The organism is Pectobacterium sp. HCp5_1 (genome assembly GCF_032905925.1).
In the GTDB taxonomy this organism is placed as follows: Bacteria; Pseudomonadota; Gammaproteobacteria; order Enterobacterales; family Enterobacteriaceae; genus Pectobacterium; species Pectobacterium brasiliense_A.
Genome location: NZ_JAUMIO010000002.1, coordinates 1 through 21,774 on the forward strand (window position 1 = coordinate 1; position 21,774 = coordinate 21,774).

At 52.3% G+C, this 21,774-nt stretch carries 18 protein-coding genes and 1 pseudogene; 7 read left to right on the plus strand and 12 right to left on the minus strand.

Going from position 1 to position 21,774, the window contains the following annotated elements; all coding sequences use genetic code 11:
* Positions 1–123: 123 nt before the first annotated feature.
* Positions 124–789: pseudogene (locus tag Q3A88_RS01550) on the minus strand (AraC family ligand binding domain-containing protein); the annotation flags it as partial.
* A 116-nt stretch (positions 790–905) separates the two neighbouring features.
* On the opposite strand from Q3A88_RS01550, the gene Q3A88_RS01555 reads away from it, so the two are divergent.
* Complete coding sequence (locus Q3A88_RS01555; protein WP_317177282.1) at positions 906–1,631, plus strand: type 1 glutamine amidotransferase; 726 nt, start codon at positions 906–908, stop codon at positions 1,629–1,631.
* Between the two features lie 122 nt (positions 1,632–1,753).
* Here Q3A88_RS01555 and Q3A88_RS01560 read toward each other — a convergent pair whose 3' ends face one another.
* Both Q3A88_RS01560 and Q3A88_RS01565 read right to left on the minus strand, forming a co-directional pair.
* On the minus strand, positions 1,754–2,230 hold the full coding sequence (locus tag Q3A88_RS01560) for a DUF1348 family protein (protein WP_014915971.1): 477 nt from the start codon (positions 2,228–2,230) through the stop codon (positions 1,754–1,756).
* 58 nt (positions 2,231–2,288) lie between these two features.
* Positions 2,289–2,858, minus strand: coding sequence for a TetR/AcrR family transcriptional regulator (locus Q3A88_RS01565; RefSeq protein WP_317177376.1), 570 nt, complete (start codon positions 2,856–2,858; stop codon positions 2,289–2,291).
* Between the two features lie 508 nt (positions 2,859–3,366).
* On the opposite strand from Q3A88_RS01565, the gene Q3A88_RS01570 reads away from it, so the two are divergent.
* Positions 3,367–4,233, plus strand: coding sequence for an arylamine N-acetyltransferase family protein (locus tag Q3A88_RS01570; protein WP_317177283.1), 867 nt, complete (start codon positions 3,367–3,369; stop codon positions 4,231–4,233).
* A 327-nt stretch (positions 4,234–4,560) separates the two neighbouring features.
* Here the strand turns inward: Q3A88_RS01570 and Q3A88_RS01575 are convergent, their stop codons facing one another.
* The 4 genes from Q3A88_RS01575 to Q3A88_RS01590 all read right to left on the minus strand — a co-directional run bounded on the left by Q3A88_RS01575 (position 4,561) and on the right by Q3A88_RS01590 (position 8,464).
* Positions 4,561–5,217, minus strand: a complete 657-nt coding sequence (locus tag Q3A88_RS01575; RefSeq protein ID WP_233989454.1) for a hypothetical protein — start codon at positions 5,215–5,217, stop codon at positions 4,561–4,563.
* Between the two features lie 291 nt (positions 5,218–5,508).
* Positions 5,509–6,069, minus strand: a complete 561-nt coding sequence (locus Q3A88_RS01580; protein WP_233989452.1) for a hypothetical protein — start codon at positions 6,067–6,069, stop codon at positions 5,509–5,511.
* A 645-nt stretch (positions 6,070–6,714) separates the two neighbouring features.
* Positions 6,715–7,764 carry an ATP-binding protein gene (locus Q3A88_RS01585; protein WP_317177284.1) on the minus strand — a complete coding sequence of 350 codons (1,050 nt, stop codon included), beginning with the start codon at positions 7,762–7,764 and terminating at the stop codon, positions 6,715–6,717.
* Positions 7,765–7,768: 4 nt separating this feature from the next.
* On the minus strand, positions 7,769–8,464 hold the full coding sequence (locus tag Q3A88_RS01590; protein ID WP_233989450.1) for a response regulator: 696 nt from the start codon (positions 8,462–8,464) through the stop codon (positions 7,769–7,771).
* A gap of 134 nt (positions 8,465–8,598) precedes the next feature.
* Between Q3A88_RS01590 and Q3A88_RS01595 the strand changes: the two genes are divergently transcribed.
* Both Q3A88_RS01595 and Q3A88_RS01600 read left to right on the plus strand, forming a co-directional pair.
* On the plus strand, positions 8,599–9,720 hold the full coding sequence (locus tag Q3A88_RS01595) for an efflux RND transporter periplasmic adaptor subunit (RefSeq protein WP_233989449.1): 1,122 nt from the start codon (positions 8,599–8,601) through the stop codon (positions 9,718–9,720).
* 30 nt (positions 9,721–9,750) lie between these two features.
* Complete coding sequence (locus tag Q3A88_RS01600) at positions 9,751–12,849, plus strand: efflux RND transporter permease subunit (RefSeq protein ID WP_233989448.1); 3,099 nt, start codon at positions 9,751–9,753, stop codon at positions 12,847–12,849.
* 86 nt (positions 12,850–12,935) lie between these two features.
* Here Q3A88_RS01600 and Q3A88_RS01605 read toward each other — a convergent pair whose 3' ends face one another.
* The gene (locus Q3A88_RS01605) at positions 12,936–14,024 is read right to left on the minus strand and encodes an NADH:flavin oxidoreductase/NADH oxidase (RefSeq protein WP_039464904.1); all 1,089 of its coding nucleotides are present in this window, start codon (positions 14,022–14,024) and stop codon (positions 12,936–12,938) included.
* A gap of 151 nt (positions 14,025–14,175) precedes the next feature.
* Here Q3A88_RS01605 and Q3A88_RS01610 point away from each other — a divergent pair, with 151 nt between their 5' ends.
* The 3 genes from Q3A88_RS01610 to Q3A88_RS01620 all read left to right on the plus strand — a co-directional run bounded on the left by Q3A88_RS01610 (position 14,176) and on the right by Q3A88_RS01620 (position 17,223).
* The gene (locus tag Q3A88_RS01610) at positions 14,176–14,481 is read left to right on the plus strand and encodes an ArsR/SmtB family transcription factor (protein ID WP_010278714.1); all 306 of its coding nucleotides are present in this window, start codon (positions 14,176–14,178) and stop codon (positions 14,479–14,481) included.
* Positions 14,482–14,650: 169 nt separating this feature from the next.
* The gene (locus Q3A88_RS01615) at positions 14,651–16,198 is read left to right on the plus strand and encodes an FGGY-family carbohydrate kinase (RefSeq protein WP_317177285.1); all 1,548 of its coding nucleotides are present in this window, start codon (positions 14,651–14,653) and stop codon (positions 16,196–16,198) included.
* Positions 16,195–17,223, plus strand: a complete 1,029-nt coding sequence (locus tag Q3A88_RS01620) for a 2-hydroxyacid dehydrogenase (protein WP_180785468.1) — start codon at positions 16,195–16,197, stop codon at positions 17,221–17,223. Before Q3A88_RS01615 ends, Q3A88_RS01620 begins: the two co-directional genes overlap by 4 nt.
* Positions 17,224–17,254: 31 nt before the next feature.
* Here the strand turns inward: Q3A88_RS01620 and Q3A88_RS01625 are convergent, their stop codons facing one another.
* From Q3A88_RS01625 to Q3A88_RS01640, 4 genes are read right to left on the minus strand one after another with little or no spacing between them, the layout of a single operon-like run.
* Positions 17,255–18,193 carry a sugar kinase gene (locus Q3A88_RS01625; RefSeq protein WP_317177286.1) on the minus strand — a complete coding sequence of 313 codons (939 nt, stop codon included), beginning with the start codon at positions 18,191–18,193 and terminating at the stop codon, positions 17,255–17,257.
* Between the two features lie 46 nt (positions 18,194–18,239).
* Complete coding sequence (locus Q3A88_RS01630; protein WP_180785472.1) at positions 18,240–19,238, minus strand: ABC transporter permease; 999 nt, start codon at positions 19,236–19,238, stop codon at positions 18,240–18,242.
* Positions 19,235–20,227, minus strand: coding sequence for an ABC transporter permease (locus tag Q3A88_RS01635; RefSeq protein WP_317177287.1), 993 nt, complete (start codon positions 20,225–20,227; stop codon positions 19,235–19,237). Before Q3A88_RS01635 ends, Q3A88_RS01630 begins: the two co-directional genes overlap by 4 nt.
* Positions 20,224–21,771, minus strand: a complete 1,548-nt coding sequence (locus Q3A88_RS01640; RefSeq protein WP_317177288.1) for a sugar ABC transporter ATP-binding protein — start codon at positions 21,769–21,771, stop codon at positions 20,224–20,226. The genes Q3A88_RS01635 and Q3A88_RS01640 overlap by 4 nt, the downstream gene beginning before the upstream one ends.
* Positions 21,772–21,774: the final 3 nt, after the last annotated feature.

Sequence of the window (21,774 nt, forward strand, 5' to 3'; positions counted from 1 at the left end):
GCACTCCGCGCTGAATTATCAGGCGCCGTCTGAATTTGCGGCGGCCTGGAGAAAGGGTAATTCTGATAGTGAAGGATCCGACATTACTAAGTGAGCGTTGTATCTAATCCTGGGGGCAGGTCAACCATTAGATAGAAGGTCTAATGATGCATATATTCTGGCTCTCTGTTTCCACATTCTGAAGCTGAAACCTGTGTCATGTAAAAAACGGCGGGAGAAAGTACGTTCCGACATATTCGCAATATCAGCCATGTCCATTAAGGTCGCCTCCCAGCGATGGCTGAGCATCAGCTCTCTTGCGGCACGAAATAAACGTTCATCATGCGGCATAGGGAGCTCCGCAGTCACGGACGGTGCTTCACTAAGAATTTCCAGTAGTAAAAGCGCCATTTTTCGCTTAGCCGCACCGTGGTATTCATCAGTAAACAGACCCGCGATTAACGCCTTCAACAGCACTGTCGCGTTAATGACATGAACCTGACTGTTCTTCGTAAAATTTGTGCACTCCGCAATAAGGCTTCGACTGACATAGATAGCACGTAATTCTGTATGGGACAGAATGCTGTAAGAGTGAGTCATCAACGGTGGGATCCACAGCGCACGCTGAGGAGGGATAACCCATCGCCTGTCTGCCGTTTCAACAAGCATAACCCCTTTAGTGGCAAACAAGAGTTGCCCTTCAAGATGGTAATGCGGGGGATCGACCTCTCCACGCTGATAAGATATGGCAGTCCCTGACCACCCCGTCGCCTCATCGTGTCTTGGCGCTTTATCTATGCAAACTGACATCTCAGATTGATCCCCTTTGTTTACCATGGTTCAGCTAACACTGCCCGGCTGATCATTTTGGCAGGGTAACGCGTACTGAATTAAGGTTGTGACAAGCATTACAGGAGCATACGCCAATGCGAGTACATTTTATTGTGCATGAAAGTTTCGAAGCGCCCGGCGCTTATGAAACCTGGGCCATGAGTCGTGGTCATGAAATAACGTTTTCCCGTGTTTATGCGGGCGAGAAACTGCCGCAAGATGCTCGGGACATCGATTTGTTGATCGTGATGGGCGGTCCACAGGATCCTGCCTTCACCGTAGATCAATGCGCCCATTTCGATTCAAAAGCTGAGCAAGCGCTGATTGCTTCTGCAGTGAGTTTCGGTAAAGCCATCATTGGTGTCTGTCTGGGCTCTCAACTGATTGGCGAAGCGCTGGGGGCTCCGTTTGCTCACAGCCCGGAAAAAGAGATAGGCGTGTTCCCCATTTTTCTGACGGATACTGGCACCCAGAGCGAGATGTTCTCTCACTTCGGAAGTCAGCTCAACGTAGGTCACTGGCATAACGATATGCCTGGCCTGACGCCTGAGGCTAAAATTATCGCCTACAGCGAAGGATGCCCACGCCAGATAATTGCTTATTCCAAATTGGTTTACGGGTTTCAATGCCACATGGAACTCACGCCAGACATCGTCGAATTATTAATTGCACACTCAGATAAGGATTTAAGTCAGGCCGAAAAATATCGTTTCATCAACACCCCAGAAGAACTGCGGGCTCATGACTACAGTGAAATGAACAAGGTTTTATTCACGTTCCTCGACAAACTGGAATCATATTATTGCCGGTCAAAAGCGTAGCGAAAATAATCTCATCCGAATAACACCAGTAGCGCGATAAATAGATGCCGTCATTTTTAGGTTGAGAAAAAGCCCCCGGCTGAGACAGTCATCGGGGGCTTAGCGGAAGAAAATGTAGAACGTTATAGGCCCAGCTCCGACAGACCGGGATGATCATCCGGACGACGACCCAGTGGCCAGTGGAACTTGCGTTCACTCTCTTTAATAGGCATGTCGTTTATACAGGCGAAGCGGCGGTGCATCAGGCCATCTGCTTCAAATTCCCAGTTTTCGTTGCCATAAGAGCGGAACCAGTTACCCGAGTCATCATGCCATTCATAGGCGTACCGCACGGCGATGCGATTGTCAGTAAACGCCCACAACTCTTTAATCAGACGATACTCAAGTTCTTTTTTCCACTTCCGCGTGAGGAAACCTTTGGCTTCTTCACGATTGGTTGCAAACTCGGCGCGATTACGCCATTTGGTGTCCAGCGTGTAAGCCAGCGATACCTTTTCGGCATCCCGGCTGTTCCAGCCATCTTCAGCGAGCCGCACCTTCTCAATCGCCGTTTCGCGAGTGAAAGGAGGAAGTGGCGGGCGAATCTGTTTATCGGACATGGTAGAGCCTCCAAAATTTGGATATATCAATAGAACGGGATTTTTTGAAACTCAGGCCTCAGTGAGAGGCCTGTTTCAACAACAGTTGCGCCACTTCTCTTGCGCTATCGGCGGCGCTGTAATCGCCCATCACGTGTGACATGGTGATAGCGCCCTCCATCAGAATCAGCAGCTGTCTGGCCAGGGCTGACGGTTGCTCGATGTTTAATTGCCCGGTGAGTTCCAGCGTGTAATCCAGCAATTTTTGTTTATGCAGCTTTGCGATCTGGCGAACGGGATCGGAAGGGTCTCCGACTTCTCCAGCCGTGTTAATAAAGGCACAACCACGAAAGCCCTCTGACTCAAACCAGCCTTTGAGTACAGTGAACATATTCAGGATGCGCTCCTGAGGGGGGTCGCCTTTATCACATTCCGTTCTGAACCAGTGCATCCAGCGTTCATCACGTGCATTCAACGCGGCAGCCGCCACGTCATCCTTGGTCGCGAAATAGCGATAAATGCTTTTCCTTGCTACGCCAGAGGTCTTGACCAGAAGGTCCATGCCGGTGGCATGAATGCCGTTCTGATAGATAAGTTGCTCGGCGGTCGCCAGGATTTTTTCTCGGGTGTCGTTTAGTTTTTTGTTCATGAACAAATGGTAGAATGATCGTTCTACCTAGTCAAGCGTTAGCCTGAAAACATTTTCAAAAAATGAAGAGTGCAGTCCGTGTGAGAGAGGCCCTTCCCTCTCAAATATGAAAACACTATTCCCATTTTAGGCCCTACACCAAGCCATAACAGGAAGTTAGAATATAGCCACTTTCAGTAAATAACGGATTTTCTGTTATTAAATAACAATAAAAACAATAATTTGTAATTATTTATGGCGTTAATGTCCTTTTGAAAACCCACGCAGGATCCTTTCAAATTAATTACCAAATGTGAAAAGGTTTAAGCTGTGATTTTTATACCCGTTGATAGTGACGCGAAATTGAATGAAGAGTCACAACATCTCGCCCAAGTACAAGTCCGGAAGGCTTTGCACAATAAATCCTGCAAGCATGGCAGGCGCTGGCGCAGCTTCCCCTGGAACTGACGGTTTATCCGAACCAGCTGACTCGCAAGCACTTTTGGTCTGAACAGGAAATTTATCTAGAATGAATCAATTAGTAGCAGCTTATCTGAATCGCCTTGGCCTTGATGCTGAGACACCGTCCCTGCAGGCACTGACCTCAATTCATCGAGCTCATGTTGAACGGATACCCTACGAAACCTTCTGGATCCACCTCAAAGAGGGATGGGGGATTGATCCACTTGAAAGTTTCAGAAGAGCAGCGACCACGCGGCGAGGCGGTTACTGTTTTCAGTTGAATGGCGGCTTATACACATTACTCACCCAGCTTGGTTATCGTGTGAGTCTCAACCCTGCAAATGTCCATGGGGTTGAAGGCCCTGAACGGATTAAACTGGAAAATCATGTCGCCATTATCGCTGAGGGGATGCAGTGTGAAAGCAATCCTAATGGCCGATGGTGGGTTGATATCGGCCTCGGCGACGCGCTGCATGAACAAATGCCTCTTATAAATGCAACCGTCCACCAGGGATTAATGAAGTTTGGAATGGAGGCCGTTGGCGAGGATGGTGTGGGTGACTGGCATCTCACTGCCGATCCATCTTGCTGGATTGCAGGTGTAAGTATGGCTGATGAGCCTACTGATATGGGGAACTTATCAGACCGCCATCACTTTAATGTGTTTTCGCCAGAGTCTGGTTATGCCAAAGTTGTCACTGCGCAACTTCGACAGCCTAACGGTAAAACGATAATGCGGGGTTGTGTTCTTACCAAAACTGACGGCAACATCGTGACCACTCATACTTCCGCGTCTCTACCCGAATGGCTGGACGTGCTGAGGGAAGAGTTTGGCCTGACTTTTGACAATGTTCCCGGTGAATCACTCAAAACATTGTGGTCCAGAGTACAGAAGATCCATGAGGAATGGCTTCAGTCCCGTGATAAGGGGTAAAGCCGTAATCTGTTCGTTGAACCTGATACGTTAACGCCCTAAATCGGTATTGCATCCGGCGGACAGCTGAAGCGCTAAGAAATTGGCGCGTGCCACCTGTGAGCGACAATATGGTCGGCAACAGTTGGCCGGAGCGGAATTTTTGAACTTCGTCGTCAAAATTTGCTTAGTAGATCTATCATAAGCGCTGAGCAATCTGTCGGTATGGTATCTCGCTTCGGATCTGAGGTGGACGGCCAGTATGAAAGACCGTGGCCCGTGACGAATTATTTGAAGGCGTTATGAATCGAGTGACAGGCCGCTGTGAGCGAGGTGCGGAAGTAAATCTTATGGTTCTAAATTTGTTAATTTCACTTGTATTGCCGCTATTTCTTGATCAATAGTATTAAATCCTTCACTGATAGCATCCCTAAGCTCTGCATCAATAATTTTTATCCCTTGCGCGTAATCCACCATTACCTCGATTTTTGCAGCATACAATCTTTCATACATATCTTTATTTTTATTATTATCAGCCATGTCAAAAAGTATTTTTTCGTACTCAACAACAAGTTGGTTGTTTCCTTTAAATGACTGTATTAGTGAATGAGCATATGTATAGATATTAATTATTGAATCTCTTGCTGCATCATTCAGTTTTGCAATAAATTTTGCATTTTGTTCATAGAATATAAAGTTATCATCCCCAACGGGAAAGTTAATAGGTAGAATCTTCCCCGGTTCGATACCATCAATATGATCTTGCATTCTTTTATTATATAGACGGATTAAAGTAAACACCTCCCCCTTAATTCCTTTTAATACAGACAACTGCAACTCAAGAGACTCCTTTTCAGCCTCTGCCCTATTAATTTTAGCCTCGCGGTCAACGCCTCTAAGAGTAAACCATCCCCCAATGACCGCTCCAATTAAAGCGGTTATAAAGGATGATAACCATTCAGGAATACTATTTAAAAAATCGCTAATCTCGCTCAAAATGGCCATTATGATGCACCTCTCAATCAACTTTTAACCACAGTCACATACAGATAAAACTGTATATCAAACTCCATCTAAAAATACAGTTAACTTTTCTAATCCTTATGCACATAAATTAGAAGGGTATAAAAAAGCATGCCAACTATTCTATGTAGCCTGCTTCCCAATAATTAATACAGAGCGGACTTAGCAACGTCTCCTTCTGGCACAGGGCTGCTGACCTGCTCCCCGTTGATCAACTCAGACTGTTGTTAGCAACGTCAGCTTCTAGCAATTACTATGAGGGTAATCCCTTCTTCAAATCGGGATACCCGTTTTGAGATCGAGCTTAAAAGATTCCCAGCCTCCTGGCGGATCCCACTCTCCAAGGCCAAGCACCGTATCATTCTCTATTGATGTAATGATCACGCCATCAATGGCGCACTGACTGGATTTCCAGAGAATTCCTGCTGGAATATCAATCAGAAAAACGTGACAGTAAGTAGCGACCATAACCCGATCATGTAGCCTGTCAGAATGGATGTCAGGAACTGAATAAATATGGGCAACGTAATCACCTAGTGGATGGCTTCTGAACGAGTGTGTGGTCATGTCAAAAACATGAAAATGATCGCCACAAATGATTGCCACGTGGGATTCATTCAGGAGAAAATCAGAAAAGGCGCTGGAAATAAGACAGCCATCCTCATCTACACGTACATACAACTGTAAAATCAGAATGGGCTCAGCGTCCTTACTGATTAGCAGTCGCCGATCCATTTCTCCATTAGGGCCAAAAGGATTGACGTCGATGATCGAAACACCTTCAGTTTCATCACCAAGCGTAGGCTGTTCAAGATAGGTCGCTTGTAATGTCATTGAGCATCCAAAGTGTGACAGGAGAAGAACTCATACTACTTTACAAGCTTATGTCACGACAGCACCGTATGTTGCCATATTGCGCTGACCAGCCCCCGCAGATTAGTACATTCCTATGTTATCAACGTCCGCTCCTGGCACGAACCTGCCAAAAAGGATTTATTTAGGCTGCCTTAGGGGACATGGTACTGCACTATCTGGCGCTTTCTATAGGGCATCCTAAATATGTTCGTTCATTCCACACACCCTGAAGTCGCCCTATGGTTTACCAGCTTAGATGTCGCCGAGGTGTCGTACAGTGTGTGTTCCATAGACCTGTCTAACGAACCTCCCGAACATTGGTCTTATAAACGAAATAAGCCGCGGCCTGAAAGCCTAAAACTGGAATTACGCATTCCATCTAATGGGAACTGATTAGTCGACCTATCACGTCATGACAAGCTGTTCAATATCCAGTGGTGCCCCAATGATGACTTACGCATCGTGTCAGACCAGCTACGCTACCGCAAGTTGATCAAGTGGCCTCGACTGCCCTGCCTCATGGGTTTTCCCCTTCTGGTTGGACAAATAAAGGAAGGTGAAGTCGGTTAAGCGAAAGGAGGCATGACGTTGCAGCCGCAACAGCCATGCCGAAGAGAATTCAGTTCAGTTAATTTCAGCGGGAAGCACGATCTCAATACAACTTCCCCCCAAGGCACTGTCTCTGCAACTTACCTGACCGCCATGCGCCCTTGCGATAGCATTCACTACGGCCAGCCCAAGCCCTGAGCCATCTGTTTTCGCCGAGCACACAGTATCAGCGCGATAAAACGCGTCGAATATCGCCGTCATATCCTGTGGCAGAATGCCCGGCCCTTCATCTTCTACCGTAATACGGATGTCGCTATTTACCCAATGACAGGTAATGAGAATTTTACCGGCAACAGAATATTTAATGGCATTACTCAGCAGCGCTGATAAAACCTGACTGATACGGATTTTGTCCACAAAACCAGTGAGTTGATCCGCCTCGATAGCGGGTGTCAGGCCTTTCTTCTCAAGTTCATCACGAAAGAGTTCGACGCTGGTTACGATCAACTGATCCATCTGTACGGTTTCACGATACAGGTAGAGCTGGCCGCTATCGGAAAGGCTTAACACCCTTAAATCATCGATAAGTCTCGATAAACCTTCAGTCTGGTTGAGCAACAGCAAAAATTGCCGGTCGTCTTTCTCAAATACGCCATCCAGAATGCCCTGAATCCTGCCTTGTAAAATGGTAACGGGTGTCCTCAATTCGTGAGCGATAGCGGCATTCCATTTCTTCATTTCACTGGACATCACTTCCAGTTTACTGGCCATCGCATTGAAATCATCGACCAATAATGCCGCCTCCCGGATTTCCCGAGCGCTATGTGTTGCTCTTGCGCTAAGCCGGCCTTCCGCAATCTTGCGGGCGCTTTCGGCCACGGCATTCAATGGAATAATGATTTTTCGCGCAAAGGACCAGGCAAAACCCAACGCGACCACGGAAGATAACAAACCAGAAATCAACGTCAGAACCCAGTCATGGGTAGTGGGTATCCAGCTATATTCATCCTGCACATCAGCAAAAGTGATGATATAGATGCTGTAAACCAAGGACAGGAGGATGAGCGTACTGAGCGCCACTTTAGACGTCAGGATGAAGAGCTGATAACGAATACCGGTTTTCACCCTCTTAGTCTCCAAGCCGATAGCCAAAGCCACGAATGCTCTCAGGTACAGAGGATAACCCCGCCTGTTCAATTTTCTTCCTCAACTTGCTGATATGGCTGTCCACCGTTCGCTCACTGGCTTCGCCCTCCGGCAGGCAATACTCCAGGATCTCCTGACGTGAAAATACCCTTTTTGGATAGCGAATAAGGTGGAGCAGAATTTTGAACTCTGTCGACGTGAGCTGGCTGCCAATATCGGTATGGGTATTTTTAATCACGACCGTGTGATGGTTGACGTTCAGATCGATATGACGCGTGCTGAACGAGAGCGAGTTTTTATCGGTGCGGTGAAAAGACATGCGTCTTAAAATGACGTGAATCCTTGCGATTACCTCGGCAGGGTTGAAGGGTTTAACGATGTAATCATCAGCCCCTGTCCGCAAAGCCTGAATCTTATCGATATCCGCATCCAGCGCGGTTAGCATCATGATCGGCACATCATTATCCCGCCTGATTTCACTCAGGACCTGCCAGCCATCCACATGCGGCATTCGAATATCCAGGATCACAAACGAGGGAGATTCGGCAAAAAAAAGTGAAATCGCTTCAAGGCCATCTTTCGCTCTCACCACAGTAAAACCTTCTTTCACCAGATAAGCGGTTAGAATTTCTGCAATTTCGTTTTCATCTTCTGCCAACAGGATTTTGATGTTTTTCATTTTTGCTCCAGATATCCGCTCATCTTTATCGCTCTCCACACCATCTCCATACAACCTACACTTAATGTAAACATATGAATTATATAATCATTCTAGCATTTTATATCTATTTTAAATATCAGGAAATGACGAGAATGATGCTTAACAGAACGACGAAAATAAGTGTGTTATCCCTCTTCTGGCTTTTATCAGCCTGTGATTCAGGTTCCGAAACCGCCACACAAACCGAAGAGATGCCGGCCATCGTGAACGTGGAGACACTCACCGCAGAACCGGTGTCCCATGAACAAACTTTTCCGGGACGAGTGGCTGCTTTTCGTATCGCACAAATTCGACCTCAGGTGAGCGGTATCGTCACTGAAATGCAGTTTAGCCAGGGAAGTGAATTAACGCCGGGGCAGGCATTATTCCAAATCGATCCCGCACCGTTTAAAGCTGACGTAAACAGTGCGGCCGCCGCGTTGCAAAAAGCGCAGGCCAGTTACAGACAGTTGCAAGCTAAAGCCAGCCGCCTTGCGAAAATAAAGCATTCAGGTGCAGTCAGCGACCAGGATTACGAAGAAGCGCTTTCCACTGCTGAGCAGGCAAAAGCGGCTATCTCGGAGGCGCGTGCCATTCTCGAACGCAAACAACTGGATCTCTCCTATTCAACGGTGAAATCCCCCATCGGTGGGCGGGTTGATCAAAACTTTATTACTGAGGGCGCGCTGGTCAGCGCCAGTGACAGTCAGGCTCTCGCAACGGTCCAGCAGATCGACAAAGTGTATGTTGATGTTCGACAGCCTGCCGCGCAAATGAACGCGCTGCGCGCCGCCGCAGGAGTCAGCGGTGAGAATGCGGCGTCCGCCGCCATTGTCTCCGCTGATGGAACGCCCTATAGCAACAAAGCACAAATCCTGTTTACCGGCGTCAGCGTTGATGCGGGTACGGGGGACGTGGTGATGCGTCTTCTGGTTGATAATCCGGACAGAACCCTTTTGCCAGGCATGTATGTTCAGGCAAAAGTCTCACACCTGTTGGACAAAGAAGGCCTGATGGTTCCGCGTGAAGCCGTGGTACGTGAAGGCACTAAAACGCATGTCTGGCTCAATGATGAAGGTAAGGCGAAATCTGTCGAGGTTGAGCTGGGAGAAGCCGTTGGCGCTAAGTTCTCAATCACAAACGGCCTTAAGGCTGGCGACCAATTAGTTATCAAGGGGATGGGTAGATTACAGGACGGAATGTCTCTGCAACTGGCACAAGGTACACACCCGTAACCCCACCCTCACTATTATTCAGGATTTTCTATGCCGCAGTTTTTTATTAATCGCCCTGTCTTTGCCTGGGTTATTGCCGTGTTTATTGTGCTGTTCGGGATGATCGCCATCCCCAAACTGCCTGTTGCCCGTTATCCCTCCGTGGCCCCACCCAGTGTCAATATCTACGCCACTTATCCGGGCTCTACGCCTGAGATGATGAACAACAACGTCGTGTCTTTAATCGAGCGTGAGCTGTCTTCGGTTAAAAACCTGCTCTATTTTGAATCGTCCAGTGACACCAGCGGACAGGCAACCATTACCGTCACCTTTAAGCCCGGTACCGACCCCGAGCTGGCTCAGGTTGACGTGCAAAACCGTATTAAAATCGTCGAGCCAAGATTGCCCCAGGTGGTACGACAGAATGGCCTCAATGTTGAAGCGTCATCCTCAGGCTTTCTGATGATTATTGGGCTTTCCTCGAAGCAGGGGAAGATGTCGGACAGCGATTTAAGCGATTATTTCTCCCGTAATATGCTTGAAGAATTACGTCGGGTTGAAGGTGTGGGGCGAGTCCAGCTGTTTGGGGCGGAAAAAGCCATGCGCGTGTGGATCGATCCGGTCAAACTCAATCAATATCGCCTGACGGTGAACGATATTAGTCAGGCGATCACCGCAGAGAATGCCCAGATATCCCCTGGACGAACCGGCGATTCCCCCGCGGTGCCGGGCCAACAAGTCACTTACCCTTTACTGGTTAAAGGCCAGCTCAGTTCGCCTGAAGAGTTTGGCAATATCACACTGAGATCGAACCGGGACGGCTCGCGTGTGGTACTTTCTGATGTTGCCCGTCTGGAACTTGGGCCACAAAGTTATACCTTTTCAACCCGGGAAAATGGGCAGATTTCCACCGGCGCGGCAATTCAGCTTGCTCCGGGCGCAAATGCGGTCAGAACAGCAGACCAAATTAAGTTGCGCCTTGATGACCTGAGTAAAGCGATGCCGTCAGGCATGCAATACACCATTCCGTTTGATACCACTCCGTTCGTAAAAATTTCGATTGAGAAAGTGGTGCACACGTTCATTGAGGCAATGGTATTGGTGTTCCTGGTGATGTATCTGTTCTTGCAGAATGTCAGGTATACCTTTATCCCCGCCATTGTTGCCCCTATCGCGTTGCTGGGTACGTTCACGGTCATGCTGATGTCCGGCTTTTCCATTAACGTGTTGACCATGTTCGGCATGGTTCTGGCGATAGGGATCATCGTGGATGATGCCATCGTGGTCGTGGAAAACGTCGAGCGCATCATGGCCGAAGAAGGATTGGGCCCGAAAGAAGCGACGCAGAAAGCGATGAAAGAGATAACTGGGGCGGTTGTCGGCATTACGCTGGTGCTCAGTGCCGTGTTTATTCCCATGGCGATGGCTACGGGGTCGGTCGGAACCATATACCGGCAGTTCACGCTGTCGATGGCCGTTTCGATACTGATTTCTGCTTTCCTTGCGCTTAGCCTGACGCCCGCGCTGTGCGCCACGCTTCTGAAACCAATTGATAAAAATGCCCATGAGAAGCGCGGGTTTTTCGGCTGGTTTAATCGCAAGTTTTCGGCGATGACCGACCGCTACGAAAGCGGCGTTACCCGAATGCTGAAGCGAGTTGGACGGTCGCTGGCCGTCTATGCGGCGCTGTGCGTTGTCCTGTTCTTATCGATGAGGAGCGTTCCCTCCTCCTTCCTGCCAGAAGAAGATCAGGGATATTTCCTGACCTCAATTCAGCTGCCTTCGGATGCCACGGAGGAGCGAACCTTAGGCGTGGTGAAAACGTTTGAAGATACTGTGCTGGGCAGAGAAGGCATCGAAACCAACCTGTCCATCATGGGATTCAGTTTCTCCGGTTCAGGGCCTAACTCGGCGATGGCATTTACCACGCTAAAAGACTGGGGTGAGCGTCATGGTGCGACCGCAGCGTCCGAGTCCGGTCACGTGCTGGAGGTGCTATATGGCCACCCTGAGGCTGAAATCTACAGTCTGATGCCTCCGGCGATTGATGAGCTTGGAAACTCTTCCGGCTTTGCCATGCGTCTTGAAGACCGAGCGGGTAAAGGGTATGCCGCCCTCAAAGAAGCACAAAATAAACTTCTGGAGCTGGCAGCGGGCAGCAAGGTTGTTCAGGGCGTCTACGTTGACGGCTTGCCCGACGGGCAAGTGATTAACCTGCAAATCGACCGCCAGAAAGCCTTCGCATTAGGTGTGGCATTTGATGAAATCAGCCAAACGTTATCCGGTGCCGTGGGTTCTTTGTATGTCAATGATTTCCCTAACGCTGACCGTATGCAGCAAGTCATCATTCAGGCAGATGCTCCGTACCGTATGCAACCAGAGGACATTCTCAAACTGTACGTACGTAATGGCAGTGGCGGGATGGTTCCGCTTTCCGAGTTTGTTCAGGCTAAATGGGAGAATTCGCCGCTGCAGCTGGTGCGTTATAAAGGCTATCAGGCCATTAAGATTACCGGCAGTGCGGCGGCAGGCTATTCAAGCGGAGATGCCATAAAAGAGATGGAGCGACTGGCAGAACAGCTGCCAGAAGGGTTCGCTGTTGAGTGGACAGGTCTGTCATTGCAGGAGCAGCAGTCTGCCTCAGAAGCGCCGATGCTGATGGTTCTGTCAATGCTGGTCGTGTTCCTGGTACTGGCGGCGCTTTATGAAAGCTGGGCCGTTCCACTGTCCGTCCTGATGGTTGTGCCGTTGGGCCTGTTAGGCGCCGTGCTGGCTGTCATGATGAGAGATATGTCGAACGATGTCTTCTTTAAGGTCGGGATGATTACCATCATTGGCCTGTCGGCAAAGAACGCGATCCTCATCGTGGAGTTCGCCAAACAGATGCATGAGGGCGGCAAAGGTTTACTCGAGTCAACGATTGAAGCCGCGCGGATGCGCCTGCGACCTATCCTGATGACTTCTCTGGCATTTACCCTGGGCGTAGTCCCCCTGATGATTGCCAGCGGAGCCAGCGCAGAAACCCAACATGCCATCGGTACGGGCGTATTTGGCGGTATGGTCAGCGGAACGATACTGGCAATATTCTTCGTCCCTGTCTTCTACTTCGCAGTCATGAAAGTGGTCGAGAAATTTACCCGTAAGGCTTAATTTTTAGTGAGGGGCGTATCGTATGCCACAGAGAAATTGACCAGCAATGACAGGCGGCAAACGCCGCCTGCAATCGTGAGTCGTAATTAATAACGTTCCAGCCAGTGGGCGTAAGGCGTTGGCAGCGTCCACGAGGCGCGATCGATGCCCAGTTCGCGTGCAGCCTGATAGCTCCAGTGCGGGTTCGCCAAATGCGCTTTTCCTACCATCACCAGATCCAACTGACCCGATGCCACAGCCTGCTCGGCTAGCTCCGGCGTGCCGAAGCCCCAGGCAGAAGAGACAGGAAGATCGGCCTGTTCGCGTACCTGCTGCGCAATCGGTCCCATAAAGGCAGGTGCCCACGGAATGTTCGCCGTCGGCGTAGAGAAACCAATGCTAACGCTCAGCATATCCAGCCCTGCGGCTTTGAAGCGGCGTGTCAGCTCAATCGATTCCTGCAAAGTTTCCTCATCGCGACCATCAAATTCAATCACGCCGAAACGGGCGGTCAGCGGCAGATGCTGTGGCCACACATCGCGAACGGCAGCCAGCGTTTCGAGCAGAAAACGGCTACGGTTGTCGAAGCTACCACCGTACTGATCGTTGCGCTTATTGGAGTGCACGGAGAAGAAACTCTGTGCCAGATAGCCGTGAGCAAAGTGCAGCTCCAGCCATTCAAACCCAGCGTCCAACGCGCGGCGAGCGGCAGCAACAAAATCATCACGCACGCGGGCGATATCTTCCAGCGTCATTTCCTGCGGCTGCTTGGGCAAATTCGCACCGAAAGCTTCTGCGGAAGGGGCAATAGTCTGCCAGCCGCGTGCATCCCCTTCAGGAATATGGTCGTCGCCTTCCCAGGGAATGTTGGCGCTGGCTTTGCGTCCGGCGTGCGCAATCTGAATACCCGGTACGGAGCCTGCATCTTTAATAGATTTAGCAACCTTGGCAAACGCCTGCGCCTGCTCATCATTCCAGATTCCGGTACAGTGCGGAGAAATGCGGCCCTCGGGGGAAACCGCTGTTGCTTCTACGATAACCAACCCGGCACCACCGCGCGCCAGAGAAGCGTAATGCACCTGATGCCAGTCATTGATCAGCCCATCATTCGCGGAATAGGTACACATCGGTGGAACGGCAATGCGGTTGCGTAAAGTAATATCTTTCAGTTTGAAGGGTTGAAACAGTGCGGACATAATATTTTCTGCCTTGTCTGGTTACTTCGATATTTCGATATTTCGATATTTCGATATTTCGATATTTCGATATTTCGATATTTCGATATTTCGATATTTCGATATTATTCGAATAATAGATTTTAGACAACCCTGACGCTATAATTCTCTCATGAGACCTTTTAAACACCCTACCCCCGAAGAATTTACTCTTGAGCGCGTCCTGTATGCCTTGAGCGATCCGGTACGCTTATCCATTGTGCGTTGTTTATCCGTACAAGAAGAAGCAACGTGTAGCGAACTTGACGGCGGTCGGCCAAAATCCAGCGTATCCCACCATTTTCGCGTGTTGCGCGACTCGGGCCTGCTGCATACTACCAACATCGGCACTACGCACATCAACCGACTGCGCCGCAGTGATATGCAACAGCGTTTCCCCGGCCTGCTCGACGCTATTCTGGCCCAATCCGCCGAGTAAATTTTTAGCATTAATGGCGGTCGTTCCGCCATTACACACGCCCGTTCATTCCCCCTTTCCCGCTATTCCAACATTGCTGCTTTGCTTTGCATTTCTATGAATATAGCGGCCACCATTTTTCCATTACTCTGATGCTGATACGGGTTTTACGAGGCAGGGTCAGAACCGCATGGATTACTACATTGGCATAGATATCGGGACCTCAAAGGTCAAATCGGTGCTATTCGATGCCGATTTCAATGAACTGCTGATTGCGTCAGCCAACACCGTGACCTACTCGCCGCAGCCCGGCTACGCCGAGCAAGAGATGTCTCAGGTGTGGGACGCCGTGCTGTCTACCCTGAAAACGCTGGCTACCTCGCCACCGCTACAGCAGGGTCGCGTACGCGCCATCGGGCTGGCCGGACAAGGTGAAGGCGTCTGGCTGAGCGATCGCCACGGGCAACCGGTACGACAGGCCATTCTCTGGAGTGATACCCGAACAGCGGAACAGGTTCATCAGCTTAAACAGCGCCCGAATCTGGAAGCGACGCTCTTTCCCGAAACCGGTTCTCCCCTGCTCCCTTGTAACAGCGCACAGCAGTTACGCTGGCTGACACAACATCAGCCAGATGCGCTGAGCGATGCCGATTACTTCTTTTTTGCCAAAGACTGGGTTCGCTTTCGACTGACGGGACAGGCTAATCTGGAACTGACGGATGCCGGTACGTCACTGCTGGATCTGCATAGCGAGACGCTGTCAAAAACCGTGCTGGATAAGTTGGACTTACAGGCGATTAGGCCGCTTTTTCCGCCGCTGCTTTATCCCGATGACATCGCCGGCACGCTCAGTGATACCGTCGCCGCACAAACAGGTCTGTCAGCAGGCATCCCTGTCTGTGCAGGCGCACTGGATGTGTCTGCCGCCGCGCTGGGTATCGGCGCTATTCACGACGGCGACATTTTCACCATTCTCGGCACCACCTGCTGCACCGGCATTGTGTGCCGTGGTTTAACGCAGGTAAGCCTGCAAACCCGGTTTGTCGCGCACGCCTGGCCGGGCCACTATCTCAACCTGTTCGCGATGCAGTCCGGCACACCGAATATTGACTGGGCGCTGAGCACGCTGGCTGACGATGCCGATTTTCAGACCATCAACGCACGCATTGCCCGCGTACCGCCTGGCAGCGGCGGCGTTTTCTATCAGCCTTACCTTAATGGCGAGCGCGCACCGTTTTACAGCACCTCGGCCCGAGCGGGATTTTTTGGTATCGAGCAGTCCACCACTAACGCGCATTTGCTGCGCGCGATCTTTGAGGGGCTCGCCTACGCGATTACCGATTCGCTTAGCGGCTACCCTGCCCACGGCGATCTCTACATCGCCGGTGGCGGAGCCGCCTCAGCGATTTGGCTGCAAATCATCGCGGACTGCACCGGGCGGCGGGTGATCGCCAGTTCGGTTAAGGAAATGAGCGCATGCGGTGCTGCACGCCTTGCCGCTCTGTCCATCGGAGAAAGTGCCAACATGGTTCCTGCCGTCAACGCACAGGCGTCAACGTTTCTCCCTGATGCCGACGCCCATCGGCAGTATCAAACACTGTTTCCGGTTTTTCGCCAACTACGCGACCAGCTACAGCCGCTCTGGCAGGCTCGGGCTCTGGCACTTAATGCACTCGACAATCACAACGCGGCGCGTTCGCACACGCCTCCTACCTCACAGGAAAGTCTTGCCTCATGAAGATCGTATTTACCGCCGAATATGGCGGCAGCCTTGATGCCTTTCAGGCACTGGGGGAATTGGTGGTAGACGGCTGGGCCATCGGTCAGCCCAAACTGAGCGAAGCGGCGCTGATTCGACTGGCGGAGAACGCCGACGTCATCGTCACCAGCTATGACGATATTACCGCCCGCGTCATTGAGGCGTGCCCCCACCTGCGGCTTATCGCCTGTACACGCGCCAATCCGGTCAACATCGATATCGAGGCCGCACGCCGCCGGGGTATTCCGGTGCTTTACACACCCGGACGCAATGCCGATGCCGCAGCAGAATTAACGCTGGCGCTGATGCTGAATGCCACCCGCCACATCCCTCAGGCCCATAGCGCCCTGAAGCGCGGCGAATTCACGCGTGAAACCGACACCGCGCTACAAACGCAGGACGGGCTACGGCAGGATGTGGTGTGGGACGTAGACAAACACAGCCCGTATGAGGTTTTCAAAGGCGGTGAACTGCGTAATAAGACGCTCGGCATCATCGGCTATGGCAGTATTGGTCATCGGGTCGGGAAGCTGGCGCGTGCCTTCGGTATGCAATTGCTGATAGCGGATCCGTATGTCGCCGCCGAAGAGATCGACGAGCCGGGCATTCGCAAGACTACGCTGGACGCGCTGTTTTCGCAGTCCGATTTCGTCAGCCTGCATCTGAACAGCACGCCGCAGACCAAAGGGCTGGTCAACCTCGACAGACTCAGAACCATGCGCCCCTCGGCCTATCTGATCAACACCTCGCGTGCTGCCGTTATTGTCGAAGCCGATCTGATCGCGGCGCTACGCGAAAAGTGGCTGGCGGGTGCCGCACTTGATGTTTACGACAGCGAGCCGCTCTGGCGTCATCACCCGTTCATTACCGAATTTGATAACGTGGTACTCACGCCGCACATTGCCGGCGCGACGCGGGAGACGCTGGTGAAACACACCGCGATGATCGCCGCCGACCTGCAGCGGTTTATTCGCGGCGAACCGCTGCTTTACGAATGGAAATAGACGCGGCACTAATCTGGTAGATCAACGTCTCTTAATAGGTAGGCGCTTCTGCCATAAACTTCAGCGTATGCTCCCAGTCAATCACGCCCGCATCAGAACCCAATCCGGTGGCAACCAGCCCTGAAACAGCCGAACCGAGCTGGCAGGCCTGCTCCAGATCCCAGCCTTTTGCCAGGCCGGCAATAAAGCCACCGCAGTAGCTATCGCCGCACCCGGTCGTGTCCGATACCGCCACGCGATAGGCGGGAATGTGCAGCGTGACATCCTGACCGAACACGTAAGATCCGGCGGCACCCGCTTTGAAAATACAGGTGCCGACGCCGCGATCGAGAAAGAAAGCTGCAATCTCCGCTGGTGTAGTCAGGCCGGAGATAAACGCGGCCTCGTCCAGCGACGGCATAAAGTAGTCGACATCTGGCAGCAGTGGCGTCAGCAGCGACAGCGTCTCCGCATTTGGCGCAATCAGATCGAAACTGGTCGTCAGCCCTTTAGCTTTAGCGTGTCGAAGCAGACGCGCGCTCTGTCCCTGATCCATTTTCGCCAGCAGACCCGTACCGCCGTGGTGTAAGAAACGTGCATTGCACACGGCGTCAAAGTCCTGCTCGTCGATGAACAGGTGATCTGACGCCCCGCGATAGTGCAGCGCAGGACGTTCACCGTCCGGCCGAATGGTCAGAATGGTCGCGGAGGTCGATGCCGCCGTCGTTCGCTGTACCAGCGAACAGTCGATGCCCAACTTGCGATAGGTTGCCAGAATAAAATCGGCTTTCTCATCTTCACCGAGGCAAGCTGCCGTCGCGGTGCGGATACCGATGGCGGCATTCATCGCCGCACCGCTGGCTGTACCGGCGGGATTAAGGCGAATTTCATCGATAAAGTGTACACCGCCGCCTTCGGGTAAACCGGTCACCGGCCGACCGGCAACATCCAGAATGGTTAATCCAACAAAAACCGCATCAAATTGGCTCACGCTCGCTCCTTCTTCACATTCTGTTTTTTTATTCGTGGTCGATTCATTATTGCCGCTGACGCAGTCGCCCTTGCAGGAAAGAGAGCGCCAGCGCCAGCACTAAAATCACGCCGCTCAGCGCATCTTTGACGATAAAATTCAGCCCCATCAGGTTCAAACCGTTGGCGATCATACCGAGAAACAGCACGCCAATTAGCGTCCCCGCCACGTTGGGTCGCCCCTGCGCGTGGAACGCGGTGCCGATGAACACCGCGGCAATCGCGTCCATCAGGTAAGCCTGTCCGGCCAGCGGCGTAAACTGACGCAGATTGGCGGATAACACCACGCCACCGATAGCGCACGTCACCGACGTGACAATCAGCAGCCAGAACATCGTGCGCCGCACGTTAACGCCGGCAATCAGCGCCGCTGGCGCATTCAAGCCCATCGCATGAATACGTTTACCGGCAATCGTCCGTTCAAAAAACAGGTAATAGGCAAGCCACAGCACCGCCACAATCACGATCGGCACCGGAACGCCCCACAGATCGCTAACGGCCAAATCATGGTACTGCGGTGCCATCCGACGGTAAGCGATCGGCCCGCCGCCCTCGGTGTAAATGCGTTCGATGCTACTACCGATAAACCACGTCCCGAGCGTTGCCAAAAACGGCTTAATGCGGCAGTGAATAATCAGCACCGCGTTAAGCAAACCAATCAGTGCGCCTCCCGCTAATGCTGCCAACACCGCTGCCTGCCACGGCAAGCCATAGACTTTGAGTGCCACCAGCGCGAAGGCGGCACCAAAATCCAGCGCAACGCCCACGGACAGATCGATCCCACCTGCGGTCACCACTAGCGTCATAGCCAGAGCCACAATCAGCAGCACCGCACTGCCCTGCAGCAGATTTCCCCAGTTACCTAACGTCAAAAATATCGGGTTTTGCAGCGAGAAAAACACCAGAAAAGCCAGCAGAATGACCAGAAAACCATAACGAATAAAGAACGACAGCCCCAGTCTGCCGCCCGGCAGCGTAGGCTGCACCGCCAAAGAAGAAGGTTTCACGCGTGACTCCTTTGCCTGCGTAGCGAGGCGGCGGCGAGCACCACCAGAATCAGTACGCCCTTAATCGCGCCGACCCAGAAGATATCAACTCGCAGCAGCGCCAGACCGTTCGACAGGGCGTTCACCAGCAGCGTACCCAGCAATGCCCCCCAGATGGTGACCACCCGACGGCGTGAAAACGCCGCACCAAGAAACGTCGCCAATACCATCTCCAGCAACAGTGGTTCTGCCGTGCCGGGAGAACTGCCCGATCCTTGCGCCACCAGCGTCAGCGAGGCCAGCGCCGCCGCCAGCGCCCCTAGCAAATACGAACCGATAACCAGCGGCGTATGGGAAATGCCTGACAGTTGCGCCGCTTCGCGGTTTCCGCCCGCGGCCTGCAAATGCTGGCCCCAGCGGCTATGGTGAACGAGAAATTGAAACAAGAGGAAGACCAGCAGCATGAACCAGACCGCCAGCGGCAACCCTAGCAGGCTGCTATCGCGAAACGCCACAATCACCGGATCGCTCACGCTGATGCGCCGCTGCTGAGTCAGTAAATTGGTGAGCCCGATAACCGCCACGGAGCAGGCTAATGTCGCCAATAGCGGCGGTAGCCGAATCGCCACCACCAGCGCGGCATTCACCGCCCCTGCCAGTAGCGCAGCTCCTGCCACCAGCGCAATCAACCACGGGTAGCTGAACCCTGCGTTCGTCAAACCGTCGCTGATTATCGCCACGGCAAGTACCGCAATCGCAGGCAGCGAGAGATCGATACCGCCGGAGACAACATCGTCACCGCCGCCCGTAATGACGCAGACCAGCCCGAAGCACAAGATCGCTAGCGGCGCACTTTGGCGTAAAATAATGGTGATATTTTGCCAGCTGAGAAAATAAGGTGCGCTCAGGCAGAGGAACAGCAGCAGTGCCGCAAACAGCACTAAGGGTATATGATTAAAAAACCCGGCTAAACGCGGCGTCACTCGGAGGGATTGTAAGACACGAGTCATACCGCCTCCTGCATGCGACCGCTGCTGGTCAACGTCAGCAGGCTATCCAGCGAGAGGTGTTCCGTCGGCACATCAGCGATGAGTTCACCGCGCCACATCACCAGAATGCGATCGCACAGCCCCAGAAGTTCACCGTCATCGCTGGAAGAAACGATAACGGCCCGCCCTTCTGCCGCGAGCTGCCGGGTAAGCTGATAGATTTCTGCTTTCGCGCCAATATCAACCCCCAGCGTCGGTTCATCAAGAATAAGCAGCCGGGTATCGGTCTTTAGCCAGCGCGCCAGTATCACCTTCTGCTGGTTACCGCCGCTTAAATTGCGCACGGGCACGCTGACATCGCGCGGCCGGATATCCAGCGTCTGCGCCAGATGGTTCGCCTGCGCTACAGCTTGCTTACGCCGCAGCCAACCGCGCCAGGCGACAGCGGGCAAGGAAGCCAGATTGATATTGTCCGCCACGGATAGCGGTAAAATCAGCCCATCGTGACGACGATCGCGCGGCACCAGCGCCATCCGCTGCGCGATGGCCTGTACTGGAGAACGCGGGCGCAGCGTCTGACCCTCGATCGTAATATGTCCTTCACGGGCGGGCGTAATGCCATAGAGCGCATCAATCAGCGCCTCACGTCCCGATCCTAACAACCCCGCAATGCCAACAATTTCTCCCGCCGCCACCTGAAAACGGATTGGCTGAAAATGCTGCCGATCCGTGAGCTGTTCAACCTGTAGCAACGGCGTACCGCTTTTCTCTGTCTTGCGCTTCCCGTCAAACAGGCTGGCAATCTCTCGCCCCACCATCAGACGAATCATTCCGTCGATATCCTTCGTCGCAGGATCGTCCAGCGTCGTCACGCCCTTACCATTGCGTAACACGGTAACGCGATCGCAAATATCCGCAATTTCATTGAGATAGTGAGAGACATAGATAATCGCAATACCGCGCTGTTTCAGCGTCTGGAGCGTATGCAGTAGCTGCGTGGCTTCTCGTGCTTCCAGCGGTGCCGTCGGTTCATCAAACACCACCAGCCGCGCCTTGCCGTCGATCAGCGCTCGTGCGACCTGCACCAGTTTGCGTTCCGCCAGACTTAACTCCCGGATGAGCCGATTGGCGTCTATCGATAAATTGAATGTGTGCTGAAAAAACTGTTCCGTTTCACGCAGCATCGCCCGACGATCGACGCCTCGCCAGCGGTTCACTCGTTCCTGACCGAGAAACACCGACTCCGCCACGGTAAAATGGGGAATCAGATGCAGTTCCTGATGGATAAAACGAATGCCGTGCGCGTGGATCACCGCGGGCGTCACAGCGCTCAACCGCTGCCCATCGACAGCGATCTCGCCGCCATCTGCGGCATAAACGCCAGCCAGCACCTTGATTAAGGTCGATTTCCCCGCGCCGTTTTCCCCGATCAGGCCGAGAATTTCTCCCGGCCGAACCATTAACGAAACATTGTCCAGTGCGGGAATCCCTGCAAACTGCTTGCTGATGTGCGTCATTGCCAGACCGCCGCCGGACGGCGACGGGGCTGAGTGATATCCCACCATAGG

What these genes read in the sequence shown, in the direction of transcription:
- Q3A88_RS01595 (WP_233989449.1), top strand. Translation starts at nt 8,599, where the DNA reads ATGATGCTTAACAGAACGACGAAAATAAGTGTGTTATCCCTCTTCTGG.
- Q3A88_RS01565 (WP_317177376.1), bottom strand. Translation starts at nt 2,858, where the DNA reads ATGAACAAAAAACTAAACGACACCCGAGAAAAAATCCTGGCGACCGCC.
- Q3A88_RS01590 (WP_233989450.1), bottom strand. Translation starts at nt 8,464, where the DNA reads ATGAAAAACATCAAAATCCTGTTGGCAGAAGATGAAAACGAAATTGCA.
- Q3A88_RS01635 (WP_317177287.1), bottom strand. Translation starts at nt 20,227, where the DNA reads ATGACTCGTGTCTTACAATCCCTCCGAGTGACGCCGCGTTTAGCCGGG.
- Q3A88_RS01580 (WP_233989452.1), bottom strand. Translation starts at nt 6,069, where the DNA reads ATGACATTACAAGCGACCTATCTTGAACAGCCTACGCTTGGTGATGAA.
- Q3A88_RS01570 (WP_317177283.1), top strand. Translation starts at nt 3,367, where the DNA reads ATGAATCAATTAGTAGCAGCTTATCTGAATCGCCTTGGCCTTGATGCT.
- Q3A88_RS01620 (WP_180785468.1), top strand. Translation starts at nt 16,195, where the DNA reads ATGAAGATCGTATTTACCGCCGAATATGGCGGCAGCCTTGATGCCTTT.
- Q3A88_RS01615 (WP_317177285.1), top strand. Translation starts at nt 14,651, where the DNA reads ATGGATTACTACATTGGCATAGATATCGGGACCTCAAAGGTCAAATCG.
- Q3A88_RS01610 (WP_010278714.1), top strand. Translation starts at nt 14,176, where the DNA reads ATGAGACCTTTTAAACACCCTACCCCCGAAGAATTTACTCTTGAGCGC.
- Q3A88_RS01575 (WP_233989454.1), bottom strand. Translation starts at nt 5,217, where the DNA reads ATGGCCATTTTGAGCGAGATTAGCGATTTTTTAAATAGTATTCCTGAA.
- Q3A88_RS01560 (WP_014915971.1), bottom strand. Translation starts at nt 2,230, where the DNA reads ATGTCCGATAAACAGATTCGCCCGCCACTTCCTCCTTTCACTCGCGAA.
- Q3A88_RS01605 (WP_039464904.1), bottom strand. Translation starts at nt 14,024, where the DNA reads ATGTCCGCACTGTTTCAACCCTTCAAACTGAAAGATATTACTTTACGC.
- Q3A88_RS01555 (WP_317177282.1), top strand. Translation starts at nt 906, where the DNA reads ATGCGAGTACATTTTATTGTGCATGAAAGTTTCGAAGCGCCCGGCGCT.
- Q3A88_RS01600 (WP_233989448.1), top strand. Translation starts at nt 9,751, where the DNA reads ATGCCGCAGTTTTTTATTAATCGCCCTGTCTTTGCCTGGGTTATTGCC.
- Q3A88_RS01640 (WP_317177288.1), bottom strand. Translation starts at nt 21,771, where the DNA reads ATGGTGGGATATCACTCAGCCCCGTCGCCGTCCGGCGGCGGTCTGGCA.